Source organism: Halomonas piscis, from assembly GCF_031886125.1.
GTDB classification, from domain to species: Bacteria; Pseudomonadota; Gammaproteobacteria; order Pseudomonadales; family Halomonadaceae; genus Vreelandella; species Vreelandella piscis.
Genome location: NZ_CP119391.1, coordinates 3,190,845 through 3,213,234, shown reverse-complemented (window position 1 = coordinate 3,213,234; position 22,390 = coordinate 3,190,845). Strand labels below are relative to the sequence as shown.

Here is a 22,390-nt window from a genome sequence, read left to right as displayed (position 1 = left end):
TCAGTCGCGGGTATCTCTCACGTCCTGAACCGTGTCGGCGGTCACGCCCGGCAGGTTGATCGACGGCAGCAGCAGGCTGATCACGCGGTTCCAGCGGGCAAGCGGCGCGGTGGTGACATACACCACGTCCTGGGGCTCCAGAGGGAAGCGGCTACCCACCGAGAAGGCCATGGCGTTGCTCACATCCAGCTGGTAAACGGTGGCCAGCCGGTCGCTCTGTGCCTCTTGGGGGCGAATGACGAAGATGCCGGAAGGCTCGGCGCTGCGCTCGTCGATACCCCCGCTGCGCGAGAGGACGTCGGTGAGGGTGAGGCGCTCATTGCCCACCGGCACGTTGCCGGGGCGGACCACCTGCCCCATCACGGCCACGGCCTGGTTTTCGGCGGTGGGCACGTGGAGCACGTCGCCGTCGCGCAGCAGGCGCTCCTGGCGCCTGTCGCCTTCGCGTAGCAGGGCGTAGAGCGAGAGCTTCTCTTCCTCGCCGTTGTGGGTCAGGTAAACTTCGTGCCAGTTGGCGTTGGGTTCCGCTCCGCCTGCCTGTGAAATGGCTTCGGTAACGGTCAGCGGCACGTCGGTGATGGGTAGCGTCCCCGGCTCTTTGACCGCGCCGCTGATATGGATTTTCTTGGAGCGGTAGTCGGCAACCGTCACATCGACCTGGGGGGCGGTGATGTAGTCCGCCAGGTGACGGGTCAGCTGGCGACGCACTTCTTCCAGCGTTAGCCCGGCTACTTTCTGCCGCCCGACATAGGGGTAAAAGATAGTGCCGTCGCTGCGGACCTGGTTGCCGGCCTCGGCGGCGCTGCGCTCGCTGCCCGCGGGTATGGTCAGCTCGGGGTGATCGTAGACGATGATATTGAGCACATCGCCCCTGCCGATGCGGTATTCATACTCGTCCAGTGCTCGGCTCAGCGGCTCTGGCGCGGGGGTCGCGCCTGTCTCCTGGCGCTCCCGCTGGTAGGTGGAAACCAGCCCCGGCGTGATGGGCTCAATATCGACCAGATCATCAATCGGGGCGGCTTCTGCCTGATGATCGATATGCCCGCCGGGTGCCAGGGCGCAGCCGCTCAGCCAGAGCGCGCTACCCAGAGTGGCGAGAAGCTTTATTGGCGTTAAATGGCGCATGTTGTTGGAGTGCCTGCAGGTCGACGACGCTTGTCCGGGCACGCTACCGCCACGGGGTGTCATGGCGCATCCCCGAGGCCTGTGGTGGTATTTGGCAGCGTGTTGTGTGGTGTGGCGACGATAAAAAAGACCGCCCGTCGCCATTAAAAAACGTGGGTATCGTACATGAAGCGCGGAAGTGAATACAGCGGGCAGGAACTTTGCCAGGGTGGCCGGGCGTTATACTTTAAGCGGTAATCCTTGAGTGCTGTGGCGCTGATAAGCGATATTGGCCTTCTTCCGCGCGGGCGTTTGCCGGAGGTTTCTCACGCCTGTTCTTCCGCTGGTTCTTCAAGCCTGTTCCTCACAGACGGAAGACAGAGGCGGATTAAGTGTCTATCATGGTCAGGTGCGATTTGATGGCACCGACATTTTCACCCTATTGACGATTTGCCAAGGTGGCCATCGCGATATCAAAAGGAGGTTTCAGGATGAAAAAAACAATGGCACTGCTGGCGACCGCCGGGATGCTGACGGCTCCTGTCGCCATGGCTCTGGATGGCAACATGCCCGCTTCCGCCACTCAGGCGCCGCAGACGCAGAACTCGGAGCAGGATTTGCCGAATAGCGGCGGCTATTCCGGGTTTGCCAATGCCATGGGCGTCAGCACCACCGTACTGACTGCTGGTATCGGCACGGCTCTGGCCGTGGCCATTGCCGTCGCGGCTGATTCAAGCTCTTCAAGCGGGTCCACGGGCACTAGATAAATAAGCAGGGCATATTCATGCCGCACGACACGCTAACCGGTTCAATGTTCAGAGCCGCCTCAGGGCGGCTTTTTCGCGTGCCGCTGGTGGCCGCCGGCCTGCTGGCGCCCTGGCTGCTGGCGGGCTGCGCCAGCGGCGGTGCCTCCCCCCTGACGGGCGTGCTCAGCGATACGCTGGGCGCCTCCGACGACGATGCCCGGCTCGCCGAGGCGACGCCCTTCGCCAGCCTGGTTCTCGACACCGGCGACCGCAGCGGCCTGGTGGTACTGGGCGCGGCCAGCGAGCCCGATACCTTCTGGCCCACGGGCAACGAGGGGTTGATTTCGCTGCGCCACGGCGGGCTTCAGGCAACGGCGGGGCTGGAGGAGGACCTGCTCGCTACCCGCTATCGCCGGAACGGCGAGGCAATTGCCGTACCCTGGCAGCAGCCGACCCCGGCGCCCTTCACCCTCACCCGCACCTGGGAAGATGCCGACGGGCTGACGCGCACCCGTCAAGCCCGCGGCCGGCTGGCGTGCGCCCCGGCCCAGGAGCGCGAGCTGCCCCTGGCCACGCTCAAGCTTGAGCCCTGCGCGTTAACGCTTGAGTGGCAGGGCGGCAGCACCACCGAGGGGACGCTGTGGCGCGAGCCCACAAGCCGGCGCCTTTGGGCGGTTGAGGAGCAGGCCTGGCCCGACGGGCCGGAGATTCGCTGGGAGGTCGCACGCCAGTGGTGGTAACGATGACGGCAGCCCAACAAGCGCTTAAGACGCTGGCAATGGCCCTGGCGCTGGCGATAGCCCCGATGGCCGTGCCGCTGGCGGCGCAAGGGCAGGACGAGCCGCGCCTTTCGGACGGCTGGCTGAGCCGGCTGGCGGACGCCCCGCCGGTGGCCTGGAGCCACGCGTTCGCCCTGCGCGAGCGCACGGCGGCCCCTCTCGACCAGAAACGCCGCCGCCTGGTGGCCGAGCTGGAAACGCTGATGATCCGTGCGCGGCTGGGCAGCGGCGCGGGGCGGATCAAGGGCCTTGCTGCCTGGCAGCAGCGGCTGAAGGAGGAGGATGCGCTGCCGGCGAGGACGCCGGGGCGCCACGACTTACCCTGGTTGGGCGCTCACCTGCGCCAGGACCCGCCGCTCGCCAAAGTGGCGCTGTGGGGCAGCTGCGAGCCGCCGGCCTGGGTAGAAATATGGCACCTGAACGGCATTACCCGGCTGCCCTGGCGGCAGGCCCAATCGCTTGGCGCTGCGCTTGAAAAGCTGGAACGTCAAAACGGCGCCCGGGCCCGCGCGGGGAGCGACTATGCCTGGCTGATCACGCCCACGGGGGCGCTTCACCGCCGCGGCATCGCCGCCTGGAACGCTCAGGCAACGCCGCTGGCCCCCGGTAGCCGGGTGGTGTTGACGCTCCCCCGCTCGCAGGGGCCGGTGCCGGGCGCGGGGATGGCGGAGGCGCTGGTCAACGCGCGGCTGCCCGCTTATCTGGCGACGCGGCTGCCCGGCGACGACTGCACACTATGGACTGACTCCGATGACGACACGACTCCCCGCCACCGCGAGTAACGGCAACGGCGATGCAACCCGCTGGCGCTGGCTCGTCTGCGTGCCGCTCTGCCTTGCCAGCGCGGCGGCCCAGGCGGATACCCGCGGCACCCGTCTGGGCACCGGGCTGAGCGACTTCGGCGGTATCGGCCTGATGCAGACCCCGAGCGCGCGCATGGCGCCGGAAGGCAGCATGATGGCGGGGTGGAGCCGGACGTCGCCCTATCGGCGCTACAGCGTGTTTTTTCAGCCCACCGAGTGGCTGGAAGGCGGCTTTCGCTACGCCGAAATCGAGGACCGACTTTACGGCGAAGAGATTGCCGGCGGGCGCAACTATCTCGACAAGGGTTTCGACGTCAAGCTGCGCCTGCTGGAGGAGTCGCGCTACTGGCCCGAGTTTGCCCTCGGCCTGCGCGACCTGGGCGGTACCACGCTGTTTGGCTCTGAATACCTGGTGGCGAGCAAGCGCTGGCGGGATCTGGACTTTACCCTGGGGCTGGGCTGGGGGTATCTGGGCAACGCCGACGACGCCGGCTCGCCGCTGGGCTGGATCGACAACCGCTTTGATAACCGCCCCGAGGATACCGGTGGCGATGACGGCGGCGAGTTCGCCGTGGATGCGCTCTTTCGCGGGCCGGTGGCGATGTTCGGCGGCGTCGAATATCAAACGCCCTGGTCGCCGCTGGTGCTGCAGCTGGAGTACGAGGGTAACGACTACAGCAACGAGCCCGCGGGCACGGACCTGGAGCAGGACAGCCGCTTCAACCTGGGGGGCAGGCTTGCGCTGACCGAGGGGCTTTCGCTGCGCGGCGGCTGGCAGCGCGGCAATACCGCGATGGTGGGGCTCGACTACCGGATCGATCTGGCCGGCCTGAGTCAGATCAAGCGCGACCCGCCGCCGGCGGATATCGACGCCGCCCCGCGGGAAGGCTGGCAGGCCGTCAGCCAGGAGCTGGAGAACAACGCCGGCATTGCCGTGAGCCGCATCAGCCGCGACGGCCGCGATCTGACCGTCAGCGGCGAGCCGGTGACCTACCCTTCATTAATGCAGAGCGAGGGCCGGGCCGGGCGTATTCTCCACGCCCAGGCCGGCGACGAGGTGGAGCGCTTTCGCTTCCGCTGGGAAAATCGCGGCATGGCGCTGCGCGAAGACGTTCACGACCGCCGGGCGCTGGCCGTGGCGGCGCGCTCCCGGGCGGACGAGGACGACCACCGCTACGGCATCTACGCCCATGCGGATCTTGATCCCGTGCGCGGCGAGACGCTCTACGAGGCCCAGCCGGAGCGCTTTCGCTGGAACCTGGGCCCGGGGCTCGACCAGAACTTCGGCGGCCCGGACGGCTATCTGTTCCGCCTGATGGCAAAGCTTGACGGCGAGTATCGCACCGACGCCAACGGCTGGTTTTCCGGCGAGCTTGCCTGGACGGTGTGGGACAACCTGGACGACTACGACTACATCGCCGACTCCGAGCTGCCCCGGGTGCGCACCTATATCGGCGACTACCTGACCGAGTCCAGCCTGGGGATCGAAAACCTGCAGTACACCCGCACCGGCGAGCTCGGCGACAACTGGTACGCCATGGGCTACGCCGGCCTTCTGGAAATGATGTACGCCGGCGCCGGCGGCGAGCTGTTATACCGCCCCTTCAACAGCGACTGGGCGCTGGGCGCGGACCTCAACTGGGTGCGCCAGCGGGCCTTTGACCAGCGCTTTGACCTGCGCGACTACGATACCTGGACCGGCCACTTGAGCGCCTACGCCCAGACCGGCGTGGAGGACGTGCTGGCCAAGGTCAGCGTGGGGCGCTATCTGGCCGGCGACGTGGGCACCACCTTGGACCTTTCCCGGGAGTTTGACTCGGGGGTGCGCATCGGCGCCTGGGGCACCTGGACCGACGCCGGCGACGACTACGGCGAGGGCGGCTTCGACAAGGGGCTTTATCTCTCGATCCCCTTCGATGCCATGTTCACCCGCTCGACCCGGGAAAACGCCCGCATCGCCTGGCAGCCGCTCACCCGCGACGGCGGCGCCCGGCTCAGCCGCCGCTACGAGCTCTACGACCTGACCGAAGCCCGCGACCTGGACTCCTACTGGGAAGACTACGAGCGTAGTTGGGAGTAGGGTGGCCTATGAAAGCCGCTGGTGCTGAGCTTCCCGTCAACGATCAACCTGGATGCCGATTTGGATAAAACCGCGAAGGGCAAAATACTGCACGTATGCAATACGGATAAGTTCATCCCCGGTTTTATCTCCTTTGTGGAAGCGCATATCGGGCTGGGTGGCCACCACTTTTTTCTGATCGGCGATCATGATCAATATCCGGTAAAACAGACCCGGTCGGTGGAGAAAGTTCCCGAAGGGGCGCTAAGCCACCTGCTGGGCTACGCCAGGCTTGCCCTTTATATGCACCGGGCAGAAAAAGTGATGCTCCACGGTTTATCCAAGAAGAAAATAGAGCAGCTTCTTTTTTTCATGCCCTGGGTGTTGAAGAAGTGCTACTGGGTCATATGGGGTAGCGACCTATACCTGTACAAAACGGCTCGGCACAAGAAGGGGTGGAAAAAGCGCGAGTTCTTCAGAAGGCCGGTGATAAAAAAGATGGGGCATCTGGTGACCTACGTGGAAGGTGACGTAGCGCTGGCGAGGCGATGGTATGGCGCTGAGGGCGTCTACCACGAGTGCCTGGTCTATCCGAGCAATTTATACAAGGAGCACGGGCTTGGGGATCGGCCCGGCGGCACGATCAATATCCAGGTGGGTAACTCCTCGGACCCGGCGAACCACCATGCTGAGGCCTTTCAGAAGGTGGCGCCGTACAAGGATGAGAATATTCATCTGTATGTGCCTTTGTCTTACGGAAGCGATGCACATGCCGCCAGGGTCGAAAGGGAAGGGGAAAGGGTATTCGGCGACAAAATAACCGCTATGCGCAGTTTTATGCCGCCGGCGGACTATTATCGCTGGCTTGAGTCCGTTGACATTGCCCTGTTCAACCATGACAGGCAGCAGGCCATGGGCAATATCATCACTCTGCTGGGGATGGGGAAGACGGTCTACTTAAGGGAGGGCGTGGCGCACAAGGCCTTGTTTGACCGCCTGGGGATCCTCTGTCTGGACATAGACGCCTTTTCCCTTCGGCTGATTGGCGAGGAGGAAAAGCAAAAGAACGCGTCGCGGGTAAAGGCGTTTTTCTCCAGGGAAAGGCTGATTCGTCAGCTGACAGATATATTTTCAACTCGGGGAAGCTAGGGTGTGTTAACAATCATTAGTTTCGTTTAAACTGATTTAGTATTCATAGATTTTGGTGGGCCATGAGTCGGTTGAAGTTACGCGATGATCAGTGGGAGCGAATCGAGCACCTGCTCCCCGGCAAAGCCTCAGACTGTGGGGTAACTGCCAAGGACAATCGCCTGTTCGTGGAAGCCGTGCTCTGGATCGCTCGGACCGGCGCCCCGTGGCGTGATCTTCCCGAATCTTTTGGGCGCTGGCACACCGTCTACATGCGGTATAACCGTTGGTCACGAAAGGGCGTTTGGCAGCGTATTTTTGACACAGTAGCCGACGATCCCGATCTAGAGCAGCTGATGATCGACGGTAGCATCGTCAGGGTGCACCAGCATGGAGCGTCAAAAAAAACACGCAAGACGTCGAAGCCATGGGCAAATCTCGAGGCGGATTGAGCACCAAAATTCATGCCGCAGTCGATGCGTTAGGTAACCCAGTACGATTGGTTCTCACACCGGGCCAGGCGTCGGAGTATGGTGCTGCTCCCGCTCTACTGGAAGGTTTTTCCCCGCAAGCGGTGCTGGGCGACAAGGGGTATGACTCCACTGCTCTGCGGGACATGATTCAGGCCGCAGGTGCCGAGCCGGTGATTCCTCCGAAAAAGAATCGTTTGGCGCGCATTGAAGTAGACTGGCACTGTTACCAAGATCGCAATCTGGTGGAGAGGTTCTTTCAGAAAATCAAGAAGTTCCGGCGGTTATCTACACGCTATGAGCGACTGGCAAGAAACTACCAGTCACTCCTCTGCCTCGTGTCAGCCGCCATATGGCTGGCCTAATTGTTAACGCCCCTAGTACTACAGTCGTAACTGAATAAGCTACAATGCATGTGGTTGATATGGAAGCGATCACAGGGTGAAGGATGCAAGAACTGGATCTCTCTGTCTCAGCATTGTTGGATGACCTGGCAGATCGGTTAGGCCCGCTCTTTCCGCGTTCGGAAACGCGCGATCGCGCACTACGCTACCTCCAGGGTCTGCTTAGTCAGTGCGAACGTAAGAATAGCTGGCATCTTGCCGAGTGGCTCGGGGATGCCACCCCAGATGGGGTGCAGTACCTGTTGGATCGTGCCCGCTGGGATGCGGACGCAGCACGCGATATTCTCCGCCAATGGGTCATCGATACGCTGGGCTCGCCTGAGGGTGTCCTGGTCCTGGACGAGACCGGCTTTATCAAGAAAGGCCAGCACTCGGCCGGCGTGCAACGCCAGTACAGTGGCACCGCCGGCCGTATCGAAAATAGTCAGATCGGGGTCTTTCTTCTCTACGCTAGCCCGGCAGGGCATGCCTTCCTGGATCGCGCCCTGTACTTGCCCAAATCCTGGACACAGGACCGCGAGCGTTGTCGGCGTGCGGGCATCCCTGATGACGTCGAATTTGCCAGCAAACCCGAGCTCGCTCGCCGGATGCTGGAGCGCGCGATGGATCAGGACATACCGGCCGCCTGGGTGACGGGGGATAGCGTCTATGGCGGTAACCGCAGCCTGCGTCTGTGGCTGGAGGATCGCTCACAACCCTTTGTTTTAGAAGTGGCTTGCAACGAACCCTTGTGGTGGAAGAGTTTCCAGTACACGCGAGCCGACGAGATCGCGGCGGCACTGCCGGATGACGCATGGCAGACCCTATCCGCTGGCTCAGGCAGCAAGGGCGAACGCAGGTACGACTGGGCGTTGACGCCGCTGACAAGGCTGCAGCCTACGGAAGAGGCACGCCGCTGGGGCCATTATCTTCTGATCCGACGCAGCCTCTCGACACCGGATGAGTTGGCCTATTATGTGGTCCACGCGCCCAGGGACTGGGTATCGATAGAGACGCTGGTTCGAGTCGCGGGTCAGCGCTGGAAAATCGAGCAGGGTTTTCAGACGGCCAAGGGGGAATGCGGTCTGGATGAGTATGAGGTGAGGCGCTGGGCCAGTTGGCATCGCCACATTACTTTGTCGCTGCTCGCCCACGCCTTGCTGGTGGCGATACGGCAAGCGAGTCACCAGCAAAAAAAACTCGTACCGACAGGATTCAGTTGACACTCTCCGAGCTCAGGCGACTAATCGGGAGATGTCTATGGCAAGGACAACAGGCCCTGTCCCATGTGCTTCATTGGTCGGACTGGCGACGAAAGCACCAGTACCGGGCTTGGCAATGCCACTGTCGGCAGCAGCAAGCCCGGATGGCAATGCATGAACGATCACGGCTGTAGTTACGACTGTAGTACTAGGGCATGGCATATTTATCCCAGCAGGCACTGGAAGGCATGGGCTTCAGGCGGCTCGGTCGCAATGTGAAAATAAGCGACAAGGCGAGCATCTACGACTGCGATAAAATTGAAATAGGTGATAATAGTCGGATCGATGATTTTTGTGTTGTCTCCGGAAGGGTAGAAATCGGCAGGTTTTGTCATATCACGCCAATGTGCCTTGTTGCCGGCGGCAGGCTGGGCGTTTTTCTGGATGACTTTTGCGGGCTGGCTTACGGCGCCAAGGTTTTTTCTCAGACCGATGACTACAGCGGTGCCACCATGACGAATTCGAACGTGCCCGCAAAGTATAAAAAGGAAACCTTCTCTCGCGTGACAATGGGCAAGCATGCCATCGTCGGTACCGGCTCTGTGGTGATGCCCGGTGTAGATATCGCCGAGGGCTGTTCCGTCGGCGCCATGTCGCTGGTGACGAAGAGTACGGAGGCGTGGGGAGTCTATTTTGGCAGCCCGGCAAAAAAGATAAAAAACAGAAAAAAGGACTTGCTGGAGCTGGAGCGGCAGTTTCTGGAGGAGCTTTACCAGAGTGATCAGTTTTAATCTCCTGAATTCAAGCAACAAGCGCAGCACCTGCGGTATCCAGGGCTCCTGAATATTCCCCCAGGAACACCTGTGCCGGTGTGCGATAGCCGAGACGCTTTCGGGGTCGGTCATTCAGCTTCTCGACCACCTTGCGCAGCTTGGCATCGGTGACCTGTCGAAAGTCCGTTCCCTTGGGGAAGTACTGTCGTATCAAGCCATTGGTGTTCTCATTGGTCCCACGCTGCCTGGAGCAGTAGGGATCGCAGAAGTACGTCGCTGCCGTTACCGCCTGGGCCACGGTCTCGTGATCAGCGAATTCCGAGCCGTTGTCCAGGGTGATGGTCTGGACAGCACCGCGGCGAGGTTTTAGCAGCCGAATCATGGCCTTTTGCGTCAGCTCCGCCGAAAGCCTCGGCAACCGTGCCGCCAGCAGATAGCCGCTACGGCGCTCGACCAGCGTGACCAAGCCCGACTGCTTGTGCCCCTGGACCACGGTGTCACCCTCCCAGTGGCCAATGAAGCGCCTTTCATCGATCTCAGCCGCGCGATGCTCGATGCCCACGCGGTTGGGAATCTTGCCGAGTCCTGCGCTCTTGGCTTGATCCCGATGCTTGCTGCACCGTTTGGGCTGGCGGAGGTGCTTCCAGAGATCGCCACCGCAGGCCTTGTCATCCCAGATTAAGGAATAGATCCACTGGTGACTGACGCCGCCGCCAGACAAGGGCCCCATGAAACCGCTGATCTGCTCTGGGCTCCACTCCTCTCGCAGCCGGTCGACGACAGCGGCAATCATGCTGGGCAAGCGCTTTGTCCTCTTCCAGGCAGTGCGTCGCCGATGATCACTGCAGGCCTGCGCCTGCTCAGGCTCGTAACCGCTGTCGGTAGCGTTGCGGCGCAGCTCCCGGCTGACCGTGCTGTTGTGGATGCCAAGCTCTCTGGCGATCTGACGTCGGCTCATGCCCAAGTCATGACGGGCATAGATCTGGTATCGTTGGGTCTGGGTCAGCTGTCGGTATCCCATGCTCTGCTTCACTTTGGTAGGTGAGCCGAGAAGGGTACCGGCGCTGCCCCTCCCGCCTCTACCTCGTGGTCCAAAGTGCTGCGGTTATTCTATGAATCCAGGAAACAACTCGTCGCGTGAATGCCACATGGAGGTGGCGCCTTCGCGGACTGAAGTGTGCTCCCGTCACCAGCTATCGAAGCGCTGTGCTTTCCTGCCCGGCAAAGTGCGAGCAACCAGAAAGCGCGATTGCTTTCCTGCTTTCGCAATGACGTAGCGGGTGCGGTGGCGCTATGACGCAGCAAGGATGAGGTTTCGCTTCTCGTCGTGTGTCGTCGCGATGGGCGTAGCGACGCGGCGACCTTATGGGCGGGGGCCTTGGGTGCGTGCCAGGTAGCGCTCGAACACCAGCATGGCGACGAGCCTTTCCCGGCGAGGCTGGAAAAACTCGGCGATGTAGCGGTTGGCGTTGGCGACGATGGCCTTGGCTTTTTCGGGGTGGGCCAGGTAGTAGTCGATCTTGTCGTCCAGGTCGGAAAAGTCGTCTTTCACTTCGACGTAGTGATAGTCGGGTATCAGCGTGCCTTCCATGAACCAGGTCTCGAAAATCGGGCGCCTCATGAAGCACAGCGAGTTCGACGCCATGATCCACTTGAGGTTGGTGGCGACGTCGTTGCCTTCGATGCTGAAGATGAACTTGTGCGCCAGCTGCTCCTCGATGGCCATGAACGGCCTGCGGTAGGCGGCCGTTGCCGCCTTGTCGTCGGTGGCGCCGACGTCGCAGCGGGGCAGGCTGTGGCATTGGGCCAGAAAGCGTTGCCGGTGGGGCTGGTGCGCCGCGCCGCGCCATACCAGCGCGTTTTTCTTGTCGTCGTAGGCGCGGGTGTCTTTCACCGTGTAGAAGTGGCGCACGCTGTCGAGCTTGAGCAGGACGGAGTGGCGATTGTCGCCGTGAATCGGCCGGCTTTTGACGAAGGTGGGCTCGTCGGGCACGAAGGTCTTGTCGCCGAAGCGGTAGCGATAGGCCGCATCCCGGGGGAAATATTTTGCGACCTGGTAAAAATCCAGATGGTACGACGATTTTTTCGCGCGGAGGCCAAAGTCGCGGTTATGAACGGCGCCTTCGGTCAGGGCGACAGGGGCATCAAGGCGGTTGTAGTACGTGACTCGCGCCATGATGGCTTTTTGCTCGGCGGCGGGGAGGGCGTCGAAGGCGGCCAGCAGCGCCCGGCGCCGGTGCCGGAAAAGCCACCGGGGCGGCAGGGCGCCCAGCAGGCCGGCGAGGTAGAATGTCAGCTTGTGCGCCTGGTAGGCGCTTTTTCCGCTCAACATGGACGACAGCACCTACGTTTCTGACGAAGCCCGGGCCGTACGGGATTGGAAGAGAGGAGCATATAGGGCCAGGTAAGCGTTGGCCATGGCGTCGGGCGAATAGTCGGCCAGGCGCCGGCCGGCCTGTTCGGCAAGCGTCTGGCGTAGCGCGGCGTCCCGCAGCCGGGTCAGGCGTTCGGCCAGCGCTGCGCCGTCGCCGGGGGGAAACAGCAGCCCCGTATCGCCGTCGCGGACGATATCCGGAATGCCGCCGACCTGGCTTGCCACCACGGGAACGCCGGCGTGCATGGCGTCCAGCAGCACCGAGCCCAGCCCTTCGTTGCGCGACGGGAAGGCAAAGACGTCCAGCGCCGGCAGGTAGCTGCCGATATCGGTCTTGAAGCCGGCCCAGACGACGTTCTCCAGCCCGGCGCTTTCTTCTTTCAGGGCGGCCTCGTCTTCCCCGCGGCCAAAAAACACGAACCGCATGTCCGGCTGTGTGTGGCGCAGCCGCCGGGCGGCGTCGAGCAGCACGCGCTGGCCCTTGTGGCGATCCACCAGGGCGCCGGCGTGGCCGACGAGGAAGCATCCGGGGTAGCGAGCGTGGAAACCCCGGGCGATCTCGGGGTCGGGAGTCAGCGGAGTATAGGCGCTGGGGATCTGTACCACCGGGTGCGGGCTCAGCGGCTGTATCTCGGCGGCGATGACCCGGGACAGCGCCACGCAGCGGTAGGCGTCCCGGTAAAAGGCCTGGTTGCTGCGCTTGCGCTTGACCGGAGTATCCACCCGCCGGGTGATCAGGTACGGCGTCTTGTACAGCCGGCGGTGCAGCCAGGCCCAGTGCACCGCCCGCGCCTCGTGGGCGTGAACGAGGGTGGCGCCCCCGGCCCGGCGGTGGCCGGCCAGCGGGTGGCGGGCGCTGACAAAGCGCACCCCCGGGGTGGCCGCCAGCGCGTCACGCAGGGGGGACTGTGGCCGGCACACCAGCGTCTGGGACGCCACGCCGGGCTTGTCTGCCAGCGCCTGGATCAGCAGTACCGTTTGCCGCTCGCCGCCGCGAAACCCGCGGGCCAGGTTGGCATGTATGATGTGCAAGGCCGCCTCGCTGTATGCCGGTGGGGTAGAGGTTAGGGTGTTTGTGGGCGCAATGGCGGCTATAGTAGCATCCGCCTTCACTCCTGACAGGACGGTTCAACATGCTGGCCAGGCTTAGCGCCGTGATCATTACGCGCAACGCGGCGGCGACCCTCGAGCGCACGCTGGATGCGCTCGAGGGCGTGGATGAGGTGGTGGTGTACGACAACGGCTCCACCGACGCCACCCTTGACGTTGCCCGGCGCTACGCCAACGTCGCGCTTCATCAGGGGGAGTTTCTCGGCTTTGGCCCGACCAAGCGCCAGGCGGTGTCGCTGGCGCGCCACGACTGGATTTTGTCGCTGGACGCTGACGAGGCGCCGAGCGCTGCCTGGCTTGCCGCGCTGGCTGCGTGGCTGCCCGGGGCCGAGGCGCGGCAGGTGGTGGAAGTCCACCGGGAAAACTGGCTGCTGGGCCGGCCCGTGCGCCACGCCGGCTGGGGCAGCGACTGGCTGGTGCGCGTGTTTCACCGCGACCGGCACAACTTCAACGACGCCATGGTCCACGAGTCGGTGGCGGTGCCGGCCTCGGCCGAGGTCGTGCGCCTGGACGGCTGCCTCGAGCATCAGGCCGTGACCGAGCTTGGCCAGTTTCTGGACAAGATCAACCGCTATTCGGGAATTCGCGCGCGCTCGGACGCGCTGCGTGTGTATCCCGTGGCGGTGATCGTGCTCAAGGCCGCCTTTGCCTTTGTGCGTACTTACCTGCTGCAGCGCGGTTTTCTCGACGGCTGGCGCGGGCTGGTGATCGCCGTGGCCAACGCCAACGGCGTGTTCTGGAAATACATGAAACGTCGCGTTCGCGATCTATAACCGCGCCCTGGATATTTCGCCCCATGACCCATGCTGCTTTGCCGTTTTCTGCCGCCGCCGACGAGCCCCGACGCTTGCTGACCGGCGGCGCCGTGTTTCTCTTTGCCGCGCTTTCCCTGGTGGTCCCCACGGGCTACTCGCTGGGTCCCCTAATCTTGCTGCTGGCCAGCGTGACGCTCGCGGTGAAGCGCCCGGGCCTTCGGCTTGAACGCGCCGATCGCTGGCTGATGGTGGCGCTCTGTGCCTATACCGCCGTGGTGATGGTCGGGGCGCTGTGGCACGGCCAGGGCCTCAGCAGCGTGGACCGGCCGCTGCGCTTCTGGCTGGCGCTGCCGGTGCTGTTCTGGGTCATGGCGTATCCGCCAAGGCTGGGGGCGGTCTGGTCAGGGGTGGCGCTCGGCGCCCTGGGGGCGGCCGGCTTTGCCCTTTATCAGCATGGCCAGGGCGCTTTCCGGGCGTATGGCTATATGCACCCCATTCAGTTTGGCAACATCAGCCTGCTGCTGGGGATATTTTGCCTGGCGGGGGCGGGCTGGGCGTGGCAGCAGCCCCGCCGGCGGCTGTGGCTTGGGCTGTTGGGGCTGGGGGCCGCGAGCGGCATTCTGGCCTCGCTTCTTTCCGGCAGTCGGGGCGGCTGGGTTGGCCTGCCGCTGGTGTTCTGGGTGCTGTACCGCGCCTACGGCCGGGGCTTGCCGCTCAAGACCCGGCTGCTGGCGCTGGCGCTGGTGCTCGCCGCGGGGCTTGCGGCCTACGGCCTGCCGCAAACCGGGGTCAAGCATCGGGTGGCTCAGGCGGTGGACGATATTGCCCTCTACGTCAGCGGTGAAAGACAGGACACCTCGGTCGGCCTGCGCTTCGAAATGTGGCAGGGCGCTGCCCGCCTGATCGCGGACAAGCCGCTGATGGGCTGGGGCGACCGCGGGTATCGGGAAGGCGTCACTGACCTGGCCAAGCGCGGGGCGGTTCATCCAAGAGTCGCCGACTATGGCCATGCGCACAACCAGTTTCTGGATACCCTGGCCAAGCAGGGGGTGCCCGGTTTTGTCGCTCTGCTGGCGCTGTTGCTTGTGCCCCTGCGGCTGTTCGGCGTCTATCTGCGCGATGACGACCTGACCGTGCGCGCGCTGGCCACGGCCGGCGCGCTGCTGTGCGTCGCCCACGTGGACTACGGCCTGACCCAGGCCGGCTTCAATCATAACAGCGGGGTCATGGTGTACGCGTTCTGGCTGGTGATCTGGTGGGGACTGTTGCACTGCTATCGCTGCCGGCAGGGCGCTTTCCCGGCTCGAGAGGCGGGCCGATGAAAATAGCTCTGGTCCACATGCGCCACGCCGCCTCCGGCGGCACCGAGCGCTTTCTCAACGAGCTCTCGCGCTATCTGGCCGAGCGCGGCGAGGAGGTGACGATTATCTGCCGCTCCCACGTGGCGCCGTCGCACCCGGCCATTCGCTTTGTCCGCCTGCGTCCGGCAAGCCTGGGCAAGGCGCAGCGGATGTGGCGCTTTGCCAAGGCCGTGGAGCGCCACGTGAAAAAGGCCGATTACGACCTGGTCTACGGGCTGGGCAAGACCTGGACCCACGATATGCTGCGCATCGGCGGCGGCACCGTCCACCACCATTTGGCCTCGAAGCCCGCGCGCCAGCGGCGCTACAAGGATCGAGTGGCAGCGCGTATCGAAGCGAAGGCCATGGCGCCGGGCGCCTACTGCCACCTGGTGTCGAACTCCCGGCAGAGCGACGCCGAGATCGCCGAGGCCTACGGCGTGCCCGAAGACAGGCGCTCGGTGATCCACAACTTTGTCGATACCCGCCGCTTTGACCGTGCCCGGCTAAGCGATGATGCCCGAGAGCTTGCCCGAGCGCTGGCGCTGGATACGCGCCGCCCGGTGTTTTTGTTTCTGGGTACCGGCTACCAGCGCAAGGGCCTTGCGCCGACGCTCGAGGCCTTTGCCCGGCTCGACGCGGACGCCACCCTGCTGGTGGTCGGCCGCGACTCCCGCCAGGCGGAATATCAGGCCCGCGCCCGACAGCTGGGCATTGCCGACAAATGCCGCTTTCTCGGCGAGCAGCCTTTCCCCGAGCGCTATTTTGCCCTGGCCGACTGCTATCTGCTGCCGGCGCATTACGAGCCGTTCGGCTTTACCGTGCTCGAAGCGCTGGCCTGCGGCACGCCGGTGATTACCACCCAGCACTGCGGCGCCAAAGAGGTGGTTACCGCTGAGGTGGCCAGCGTAGTGGATCGGGCAGATAACGTGCCGGCGCTTGCCGATGCCATGGCGTACTGGGCCGGGCGCAAGGACGAAGCGGCGCTGCGCAGGCGCTGCCGGGCGCTGGCGCTGGCGCTGGACGTCGAGGAAATCATGGCGCAAAACTACCGCTGCCTGCTGGACGTGGCCCGACAAAAGCAGGCGGGGCAATGCTGAGCCCCGAGCGCGAAACGTCTGAATGGCGCGTCATCGGCCGGGGCGACGAGCGGATCTGCTATCAGCACCCGGACGACCCCGGCCGCTGCGTCAAGCTCAGCCGGCGGGAGAAGGCCAAGCAGACCCGGCGCGAACTGCGCTATTTTCGCCGCCTCAAGCGCCGGGGGGTGCCGTTTACGCTGATCCCCGAGTTCTTCGGCGCGGTGGAGGATGCCGAGAGGATCGGCATCGAACAGGCGCTGATACTCGATGAGCGGGGCGAGCTTCCGCCCAACGCCGGCGAGTACCTGGCCCGGCCGCTCGCGCCGGCGCAGCTCGAGCGCTTCCGGGCCGGGCTGGAGGCGCTTCGGGACTACCTGCTGGCCTATAACGTCATCCCCTGCGATTTGGTGATGAGCAATCTGCTGGTGCTCGAGCGGGAAGACGCCACCCTGGTCATGCTCATCGACGGCCTCGGCGCCTCGGAGGCGATCCCGCTGGCGGAACATGTGCCCTGGCTTGGGCGGCAAAAGATTCGCCGCAAGTGGAAAAAATTCATGAAAAAAACGCTCATGCCGCGCCTTGAGGCCACCCAGGGGCGTCAGCCTTCGTAGCCGGCGGCCAGGTGCCGGACCGCGCTCGCGACAGCGCCCGGGTCGGCAAACTTGCCCAGCGAGCGTTCGAGCCGGGCGAGGTTGGCCCGGCGCCACCTGCCCGGCGCGCGCAGTCGGCAGCGGTCCAGGTCGATCAGCCAGGGGGTGTCGTCGGCACCGATGAGGATGTTGCGGGCGTTGAGGTCGACGTGATCCAGCCCCGCGTGGTGAAAGCGGCGGATCATCTGGCCGACGCGCTCCAGCAGTTCGGGCGCTGCCGCGTTGTTTTCCAGCAGGGAGGCGAGCGCCTGCGCCCCGGCAATGCGCCGAGTGAGCAGCGCGGCTTCGTAGGTGAGGCCGTAGCGGGTGACGCAGGCGGCCACCGGGCGGGGCACCGGCAGGCCCTGGCTGAACAGCCGGGCGGTCAGGCGCATTTCACGAAAGGCCCGGGTGCGCTCGGCGCCGAGCCACAGGTAGCGGGCCGTGCTCAGACGGGCGACCAGGCCGCCGCGCCGGTAGGGGCGCAGCACCCACTGCTCGTCGCTCCCTTCTTCGGGCCTGATGAAGAGGCTGCTGCCGCGGCCCGGGGCCTCGCCTGTCACGAGCCCGCGCTGGCGCCAGCTGGCCGGAACGAAGTCTTCCGGGGCAAGGGGGACGGAGGAAGATGATTGACATTGCTTTTGGCGTAACGTCCGGGCGTCACATAAACTGTCTGCATCCTGTAGTATCAGACTCTTTTTCTGCCGGAGTGTTGCTAAGCGCATGAAGCCCCCTTTGCCTGCCAATCCCCGCCATATTGCCATCCTGCGCCTGTCCGCGCTGGGCGATGCGTGCAACCTGGTGCCCACGGTTCGTGCGCTCCAGCGCCGCTTTCCCGAGGCGCGCATCACCTGGATCATCGGCAAGGGCGAGCACAGCTTACTGGCGGGGCTTTCCGGCGTCGAGTTCGTGGTTTACGACAAGGCCAGCGGCCTGGCCGGCATGCGCCGGCTCTGGCGCGAGCTTGCCGGTACCCGCTTTGACGTGCTTTTGCACATGCAGCAGGCGCTGCGCGCCAGCGTGCTGTCGCTGGGGCTCAAGGCCGACGCCCGGCTGGGCTACGACAAGGCCCGGTCCAAGGACTGCCAGCACTGGTTTACCAGCCACCGGCTCCCGGCCCACCCCCAGGCTCATGTGCTCGACTCCTTCATGGACTTTGCCCGGGCGCTGGGCGTGGAGGACGACCGTCCGGAGTGGCACCTGCCGGTGCCGCCGGAGGCCTACGAGGAGGCGTACCGGCTCAGCGGCGAGGCGCCGTACCTGGTGATCAATCCGTGCAGCAACGCGCGGCTGCGCAACTTTCGCAACTGGTCGGTAGAGGGGTATGCAAGCGTCGTGGAGCATGCCTGGGTGCAGTACGGGCTGAAAAGCGTGCTCACCGGCGGGCCCAGTGCGACAGAGCGCGACATGGCCGGGCAGATACAGGCGCTGTGCCAGCCGGGCAGCGTGGTCAACGCCGTGGGGGCCACTTCGCTCAAGGGCTTGCTGGCGCTGATTGACGGCGCCCGACTGGCCATTGCGCCGGATACCGGCCCGGTACACATGGCCAACGCGCTGAGTACGCCGACGCTCGGGCTTTACGCCACGACCAACCCCGATCGGGCAGCGCCCTATTTGTGGCGCGAATTTGTCGTCAACGCCTACCCCCGGGCCTTGCGCACTTACCTCAACAAATCCGTGAGCGACGTGGCCTGGGGACAGCGGGTGCGCCACGCCGACGCCATGGGGCTGATCGAGGCCGACGAGGTCATCGCCCGGCTGGATGCTCTGCTCACCGCCACCGCCGACCGAGGAGCGCTCGATGAACATTGACCTTTCCGCCCTGGCGCAGGCCCGGGTGCTCGTCGCCGGCGACGTGATGCTCGACCGCTACTGGCACGGCGCCACCTCACGCATTTCGCCCGAAGCGCCGGTACCCGTGGTGCGGGTGGAAGACGCCGACGATCGCCCCGGCGGCGCTGCCAACGTGGCGCTCAACGTCGCCACCCTGGGCGCGAGTGCGGCTCTGGCCGGCGTAGTGGGCGACGACGACAACGCCCGGCTGCTGGCCGAGCAGCTGGCAACTACCAGAGTGAGCACTCACTTCCAGTACAGCGCGGCGGTGCCCACCATGACCAAGCTGCGGGTGATGAGCCGCAACCAGCAGCTGCTGCGCCTTGATTTTGAGCAGCGCCTGGACAACGTCGATACCGGCGAGCTGCTGGCCCGGGTGGAGGCGGCCCTGGCGGGGCACGAGGTGCTGGTGCTTTCCGACTACGGCAAGGGCACGCTCAACCGCGTGGGCGAGCTGATCCGGGCGGCACGCCAGGCGGGCAAGCGGGTGCTGGTGGATCCCAAGGGCACGGATTTCGGCAAATACCGCGGCGCCAGCCTGATCACTCCCAACCTCGGCGAATTCGAGGCCGTTGTCGGGCGCTGTGACACCGATGCCCAGCTTGCCGAACGCGGTGAGGCCCTGCGCGCCGAGCTGGAGCTTGAGGCGCTGCTCATTACGCGCAGCGAGAAGGGCATGACGCTGATCCGCGAGGGCGAGCCGCCGCTGCATCTGCCCACCCGCGCCCGGGAAGTGTTCGACGTCACCGGCGCCGGCGACACCGTGATTGGCATGATGGGGCTGGCGCTGGCCGCCGGGCACGACTTTGCCGCGGCCATGACGCTGGCCAACCTGGCCGCCGGGCTGGTGGTGGCCAAGCCCGGCACCGCCACGCTCTCCCTGGGCGAGCTTTACACCGCGCTGCACGGCGATGCCCTGGGCGAGTTCGGCGTGGTGGAGCAGAGCGCGCTTGCCCGGGCCGTGCGCGCCGCCCAGGCCCGGGGCGAGCGCGTGGTGATGACCAACGGCTGCTTCGATATCCTCCACGCCGGCCACGTGGCCTATCTGGAAGAGGCGCGCAAGCTTGGCGACCGGCTGGTGGTCGCGGTCAACGACGACGCCTCCATGGCCCGGCTGAAAGGCGCCGACCGCCCGATCAACCCTCTGGCGCGGCGCATGCAGGTGCTCGCCGGGCTGGGCGCGGTGGACTGGGTCGCTCCCTTTGCCGACGATACCCCCCAGGCGCTGATCGAGACCGTGCTCCCGGACGTGCTGGTCAAGGGCGGTGACTATCGGCCCGAAGACATCGCCGGCGGCGAGGCCGTTCGCGCCCGGGGCGGCGAGGTCAGGGTGCTGGGGTTTGAAGACGGCGTCTCGACCTCGGCGATGATTGCCACCATTCGCAGCCGCGGGCGTTAAATGGCACGCCGGCCGCGCCTTGCCTGCTCTCGGCTTGCCTATTCCGCGGCGCTTTACGCGCTGGCGCCGCTGATCATCGCTCGGGTACGGCGTGAGCAGGTGCCCGCCGGCTCTGCTGCCTGCCCGCGCCGCCAGCGGCTGGGGCTAGTGGAAGGCGTTCAGCCCCCGGCGCTGTGGCTGCACTGCGCTTCGGTAGGCGAAGTGCGCGCCGCCCGCCCGCTGATCGAATCCCTGCTCGAGCGCTACGCCGGCCACCGGCTGCTGGTGACGACCATGACGGCCACCGGCGCCGAGCAGGTGCAGGCGCTGGCTGACCGGCTGGACGCAGAGCCGGCGGCGCGGCTTGCGCACCGCCTGGTGCCGCTGGACTGGCCGGGCAGCGCCCGGCGCTTTGTGGCCCGGGTGCGCCCGGCGCTCGCGGTGATGTTCGAGACAGAGCTGTGGCCCAACCTGCTGCACGCCTGCCGCCGCGCCGGCGTACCGGTGGCGGTGGTCAACGGCCGGCTTTCGCCGCGCGCTTTTGCGCGCTACCGGCGTATCCGGCCGCTGATGCGCCAGGCGCTGGGCAACGTCGCCTGGCTGGCGGCCAAGTCCGAGGCCGACGCCGAACGCTTTGCCGCGCTGGGCATGGCAGCCGAGCGGACCGAGGTCGTGGGCTCGCTCAAGTTCGAAGTGATCCCGGATGCCGGGGCGATCGAGGTAGGCGAGCGCTTGCGTACCGAGCTTGAGCAGGAGAGCAGCGCCCGGCCGGTATGGGTGGCCGGCTCCACCCGAGACGGCGAAGAAGCCGCGTTGCTTGCCGCGCACGCCGCGCTGCGCGAGCGCCACCCCGAGGCGCTGCTGGTGCTGGTGCCCCGCCACCCCCGGCGCTTCGACGCCGTGGCCGACGAATGCCGCGCCGCGGGCTTTGCGCCAGCCCGGCGCAGCCGGAAGGCGCCGGTCACCCGGGAAACGGCGGTGTATCTGGGCGACACCCTGGGCGAGCTCGGCGCGCTTTACGTCGCCGGCGACGTGGCCTTTGTCGGCGGCAGCCTGGTCCCCCTGGGCGGGCAGAACGTGGCGGAGCCGGCAAGCTTCGGCCGGGCCGTGCTCACCGGGCCGTCGCTTGAGAACTTCGAGGACGTGGCCGAGCCGCTCAAAGCCGCCGGGGCGCTGGCCGCCGTGGCTAACGCCGACGCCCTGGCGGAGGCGCTGGCTAACGCCTTCGACCACCCGGCACAAACCCGTCGGCAAGGCCAGGCCGGCGCGGAGGTCGTGGCCAAGCAGCGCGGGGCGCTCGAGCGCACCCTCGACGGCCTTGGGCGGCTGCTGTCACCCGTGCCTCAGCGATCGGGAGCTGAGACGCCATGACGCCCAAGGCCGTGGAAGGACGCATCAAGCGTGCCGCCGTCGCCGCCAAGGCGGGCACGGGGCCGGAGTTCAGCGCCGCCTTGCAAGTGGCCGAAGAAGCGCTTGCAGCGCTGAAGGAAGAGTCCCCGGCGCACCCGAAAGTGGAACTCTATGCCAGCCGCATCGCCAACCTGAGAAAGCTGGAGACTACGAGGTGAGCGGCTTCTAACTCAGCGCCGTGCGCGCCACGCCGTCGCCCTTGCTCAGCAGCAGCACGTCGGCGCCCCGGGCGGCGAAGAGCCCGTTGGTGACCACGCCGGCGATGGCGTTGAGCCTGGCTTCCATTGCCGCCGGGTCGTCGATCATGAAGTCAAAGCAGTCGATGATCTGGTTGCCGTTATCCGTGGTGACGCCCTGGCGGTAGACCGGCTCGGCGCCGAGCTTGACCAGCTCCCGGCCGACGTAGGAGCGCGCCATGGGGATAACCTCCACCGGCAGCGGGAAATCGCCGAGCCGGGCGACGTGCTTTGACTCGTCGGCGATGCAGATAAAGCGTCTGGCGCAGGCGGCGACGATTTTCTCCCGGGTGAGCGCGGCGCCGCCGCCCTTGATCATCTGCAAGTTAGCGTTCACTTCGTCGGCGCCGTCGATATAGAACGGCAGAGTGCCGGTGCTGTTAAGGTCCAGCACGTCAATACCCAGCGCTTTCAGCCGCTCGGCGCTGGCCTCAGAGCTTGCCACTGCGCCCCGGAAGCTGTCGCGCAGCGGCCGGAGCCGGTCGATGAAGAGATTGACGGTGGAGCCGGTGCCGATGCCGAGCACGGTGTTCCTGTCCAGCCAGGGTTCGATTTCCTTGATGGCGGCGTCGGCCACGGCGGCCTTGAGTGCGTCCTGGGTCATGCAAGCCTCTGGGTCGAAAAGTCAGTGAGTGTGCAAGGCGTACAGTATAACGGCTTAACATTCTCCTTGCTCTGAAGAAAGTATTTAGGATCCTTTACCCTTCAGGTTGTGCTGTGTTGTCTATTGCCTGGAATAATGAAGCTTAGGTTTAAAAAAAGCTCCACTGGTTGAATCATCTGCATGTTCACAGTA

The 22,390-nt window shown here is 65.1% G+C and carries 22 protein-coding genes; 16 read left to right on the top strand and 6 right to left on the bottom strand.

The window, feature by feature from the left end; genetic code table 11:
* Complete coding sequence (locus P1P91_RS15070) at nucleotides 1-1,125, bottom strand: polysaccharide export protein (RefSeq protein ID WP_311883665.1); 1,125 nt, start codon at nucleotides 1,123-1,125, stop codon at nucleotides 1-3.
* A gap of 470 nt (nucleotides 1,126-1,595) precedes the next feature.
* Here P1P91_RS15070 and P1P91_RS15065 point away from each other — a divergent pair, with 470 nt between their 5' ends.
* From P1P91_RS15065 to P1P91_RS15030, 8 genes are all read left to right on the top strand, one after another.
* Nucleotides 1,596-1,871 (top strand): hypothetical protein, encoded by a 276-nt coding sequence (locus P1P91_RS15065; protein ID WP_311883663.1) that lies wholly within the window; start codon nucleotides 1,596-1,598, stop codon nucleotides 1,869-1,871.
* Between the two features lie 44 nt (nucleotides 1,872-1,915).
* Complete coding sequence (locus tag P1P91_RS15060) at nucleotides 1,916-2,590, top strand: hypothetical protein (protein WP_311883662.1); 675 nt, start codon at nucleotides 1,916-1,918, stop codon at nucleotides 2,588-2,590.
* A gap of 2 nt (nucleotides 2,591-2,592) precedes the next feature.
* Nucleotides 2,593-3,411 carry a capsule biosynthesis GfcC family protein gene (locus P1P91_RS15055; protein ID WP_311883661.1) on the top strand — a complete coding sequence of 273 codons (819 nt, stop codon included), beginning with the start codon at nucleotides 2,593-2,595 and terminating at the stop codon, nucleotides 3,409-3,411.
* Nucleotides 3,380-5,512 (top strand): YjbH domain-containing protein, encoded by a 2,133-nt coding sequence (locus P1P91_RS15050; protein WP_311883660.1) that lies wholly within the window; start codon nucleotides 3,380-3,382, stop codon nucleotides 5,510-5,512. Before P1P91_RS15055 ends, P1P91_RS15050 begins: the two co-directional genes overlap by 32 nt.
* 21 nt (nucleotides 5,513-5,533) lie before the next feature.
* A complete protein-coding gene (locus P1P91_RS15045) occupies nucleotides 5,534-6,640 on the top strand; it encodes a TDP-N-acetylfucosamine:lipid II N-acetylfucosaminyltransferase (protein ID WP_311883658.1) in 1,107 nt (368 codons plus the stop codon).
* Between the two features lie 62 nt (nucleotides 6,641-6,702).
* Nucleotides 6,703-7,454, top strand: a protein-coding gene (locus P1P91_RS15040; protein WP_407650535.1) for an IS5 family transposase whose coding sequence is annotated in 2 segments (ribosomal slippage) — nucleotides 6,703-7,035 and nucleotides 7,038-7,454 — 750 coding nt in all. Because the reading frame shifts where the segments join, the coding sequence is not laid out codon by codon here.
* Between the two features lie 83 nt (nucleotides 7,455-7,537).
* Complete coding sequence (locus P1P91_RS15035; protein ID WP_311882712.1) at nucleotides 7,538-8,695, top strand: IS701 family transposase; 1,158 nt, start codon at nucleotides 7,538-7,540, stop codon at nucleotides 8,693-8,695.
* Between the two features lie 194 nt (nucleotides 8,696-8,889).
* Nucleotides 8,890-9,465, top strand: a complete 576-nt coding sequence (locus P1P91_RS15030) for an acyltransferase (RefSeq protein WP_311883656.1) — start codon at nucleotides 8,890-8,892, stop codon at nucleotides 9,463-9,465.
* A gap of 10 nt (nucleotides 9,466-9,475) precedes the next feature.
* Here P1P91_RS15030 and P1P91_RS15025 read toward each other — a convergent pair whose 3' ends face one another.
* The 3 genes from P1P91_RS15025 to P1P91_RS15015 form a co-directional block, all read right to left on the bottom strand.
* Nucleotides 9,476-10,468, bottom strand: a complete 993-nt coding sequence (locus tag P1P91_RS15025) for an IS30 family transposase (protein WP_311883655.1) — start codon at nucleotides 10,466-10,468, stop codon at nucleotides 9,476-9,478.
* A gap of 342 nt (nucleotides 10,469-10,810) precedes the next feature.
* Nucleotides 10,811-11,779 carry a glycosyl transferase family 90 gene (locus tag P1P91_RS15020; protein WP_311883653.1) on the bottom strand — a complete coding sequence of 323 codons (969 nt, stop codon included), beginning with the start codon at nucleotides 11,777-11,779 and terminating at the stop codon, nucleotides 10,811-10,813.
* A 12-nt stretch (nucleotides 11,780-11,791) separates the two neighbouring features.
* Nucleotides 11,792-12,853, bottom strand: coding sequence for a glycosyltransferase family 4 protein (locus P1P91_RS15015; protein ID WP_311883651.1), 1,062 nt, complete (start codon nucleotides 12,851-12,853; stop codon nucleotides 11,792-11,794).
* Between the two features lie 101 nt (nucleotides 12,854-12,954).
* On the opposite strand from P1P91_RS15015, the gene P1P91_RS15010 reads away from it, so the two are divergent.
* From P1P91_RS15010 to P1P91_RS14995, 4 genes are read left to right on the top strand one after another with little or no spacing between them, the layout of a single operon-like run.
* A complete protein-coding gene (locus tag P1P91_RS15010; RefSeq protein ID WP_311883649.1) occupies nucleotides 12,955-13,704 on the top strand; it encodes a glycosyltransferase family 2 protein in 750 nt (249 codons plus the stop codon).
* A gap of 23 nt (nucleotides 13,705-13,727) precedes the next feature.
* Nucleotides 13,728-15,008, top strand: a complete 1,281-nt coding sequence (locus P1P91_RS15005) for an O-antigen ligase family protein (RefSeq protein WP_311883647.1) — start codon at nucleotides 13,728-13,730, stop codon at nucleotides 15,006-15,008.
* Complete coding sequence (locus P1P91_RS15000; RefSeq protein WP_311883645.1) at nucleotides 15,005-16,126, top strand: glycosyltransferase family 4 protein; 1,122 nt, start codon at nucleotides 15,005-15,007, stop codon at nucleotides 16,124-16,126. The genes P1P91_RS15005 and P1P91_RS15000 overlap by 4 nt, the downstream gene beginning before the upstream one ends.
* Nucleotides 16,120-16,719, top strand: a complete 600-nt coding sequence (locus P1P91_RS14995) for a YrbL family protein (protein WP_311883643.1) — start codon at nucleotides 16,120-16,122, stop codon at nucleotides 16,717-16,719. Before P1P91_RS15000 ends, P1P91_RS14995 begins: the two co-directional genes overlap by 7 nt.
* Here the strand turns inward: P1P91_RS14995 and P1P91_RS14990 are convergent.
* Entirely contained in the window at nucleotides 16,707-17,462 is a 756-nt protein-coding gene (locus P1P91_RS14990) for a 3-deoxy-D-manno-octulosonic acid kinase (protein ID WP_311883641.1), read from the bottom strand. The two genes, P1P91_RS14995 and P1P91_RS14990, sit on opposite strands and share 13 nt — an antisense overlap.
* Here P1P91_RS14990 and P1P91_RS14985 point away from each other — a divergent pair.
* Genes P1P91_RS14985 through P1P91_RS14970 form a run of 4 tightly spaced genes read left to right on the top strand, consistent with a single transcriptional unit; the run spans nucleotide 17,461 to nucleotide 21,516 of the window.
* Complete coding sequence (locus tag P1P91_RS14985; protein ID WP_311883639.1) at nucleotides 17,461-18,549, top strand: glycosyltransferase family 9 protein; 1,089 nt, start codon at nucleotides 17,461-17,463, stop codon at nucleotides 18,547-18,549. The two genes, P1P91_RS14990 and P1P91_RS14985, sit on opposite strands and share 2 nt — an antisense overlap.
* The gene (gene hldE / locus P1P91_RS14980) at nucleotides 18,539-19,969 is read left to right on the top strand and encodes a bifunctional D-glycero-beta-D-manno-heptose-7-phosphate kinase/D-glycero-beta-D-manno-heptose 1-phosphate adenylyltransferase HldE (RefSeq protein WP_311883636.1); all 1,431 of its coding nucleotides are present in this window, start codon (nucleotides 18,539-18,541) and stop codon (nucleotides 19,967-19,969) included. Before P1P91_RS14985 ends, hldE begins: the two co-directional genes overlap by 11 nt.
* A complete protein-coding gene (locus P1P91_RS14975; RefSeq protein ID WP_311883635.1) occupies nucleotides 19,970-21,319 on the top strand; it encodes a 3-deoxy-D-manno-octulosonic acid transferase in 1,350 nt (449 codons plus the stop codon).
* Entirely contained in the window at nucleotides 21,316-21,516 is a 201-nt protein-coding gene (locus P1P91_RS14970; RefSeq protein WP_311883633.1) for a hypothetical protein, read from the top strand. The genes P1P91_RS14975 and P1P91_RS14970 overlap by 4 nt, the downstream gene beginning before the upstream one ends.
* Before the next feature lie 7 nt (nucleotides 21,517-21,523).
* Here P1P91_RS14970 and rpiA read toward each other — a convergent pair whose 3' ends face one another.
* On the bottom strand, nucleotides 21,524-22,198 hold the full coding sequence (gene rpiA / locus P1P91_RS14965; protein ID WP_311883632.1) for a ribose-5-phosphate isomerase RpiA: 675 nt from the start codon (nucleotides 22,196-22,198) through the stop codon (nucleotides 21,524-21,526).
* Between the last annotated feature and the right edge of the window lie 192 nt (nucleotides 22,199-22,390).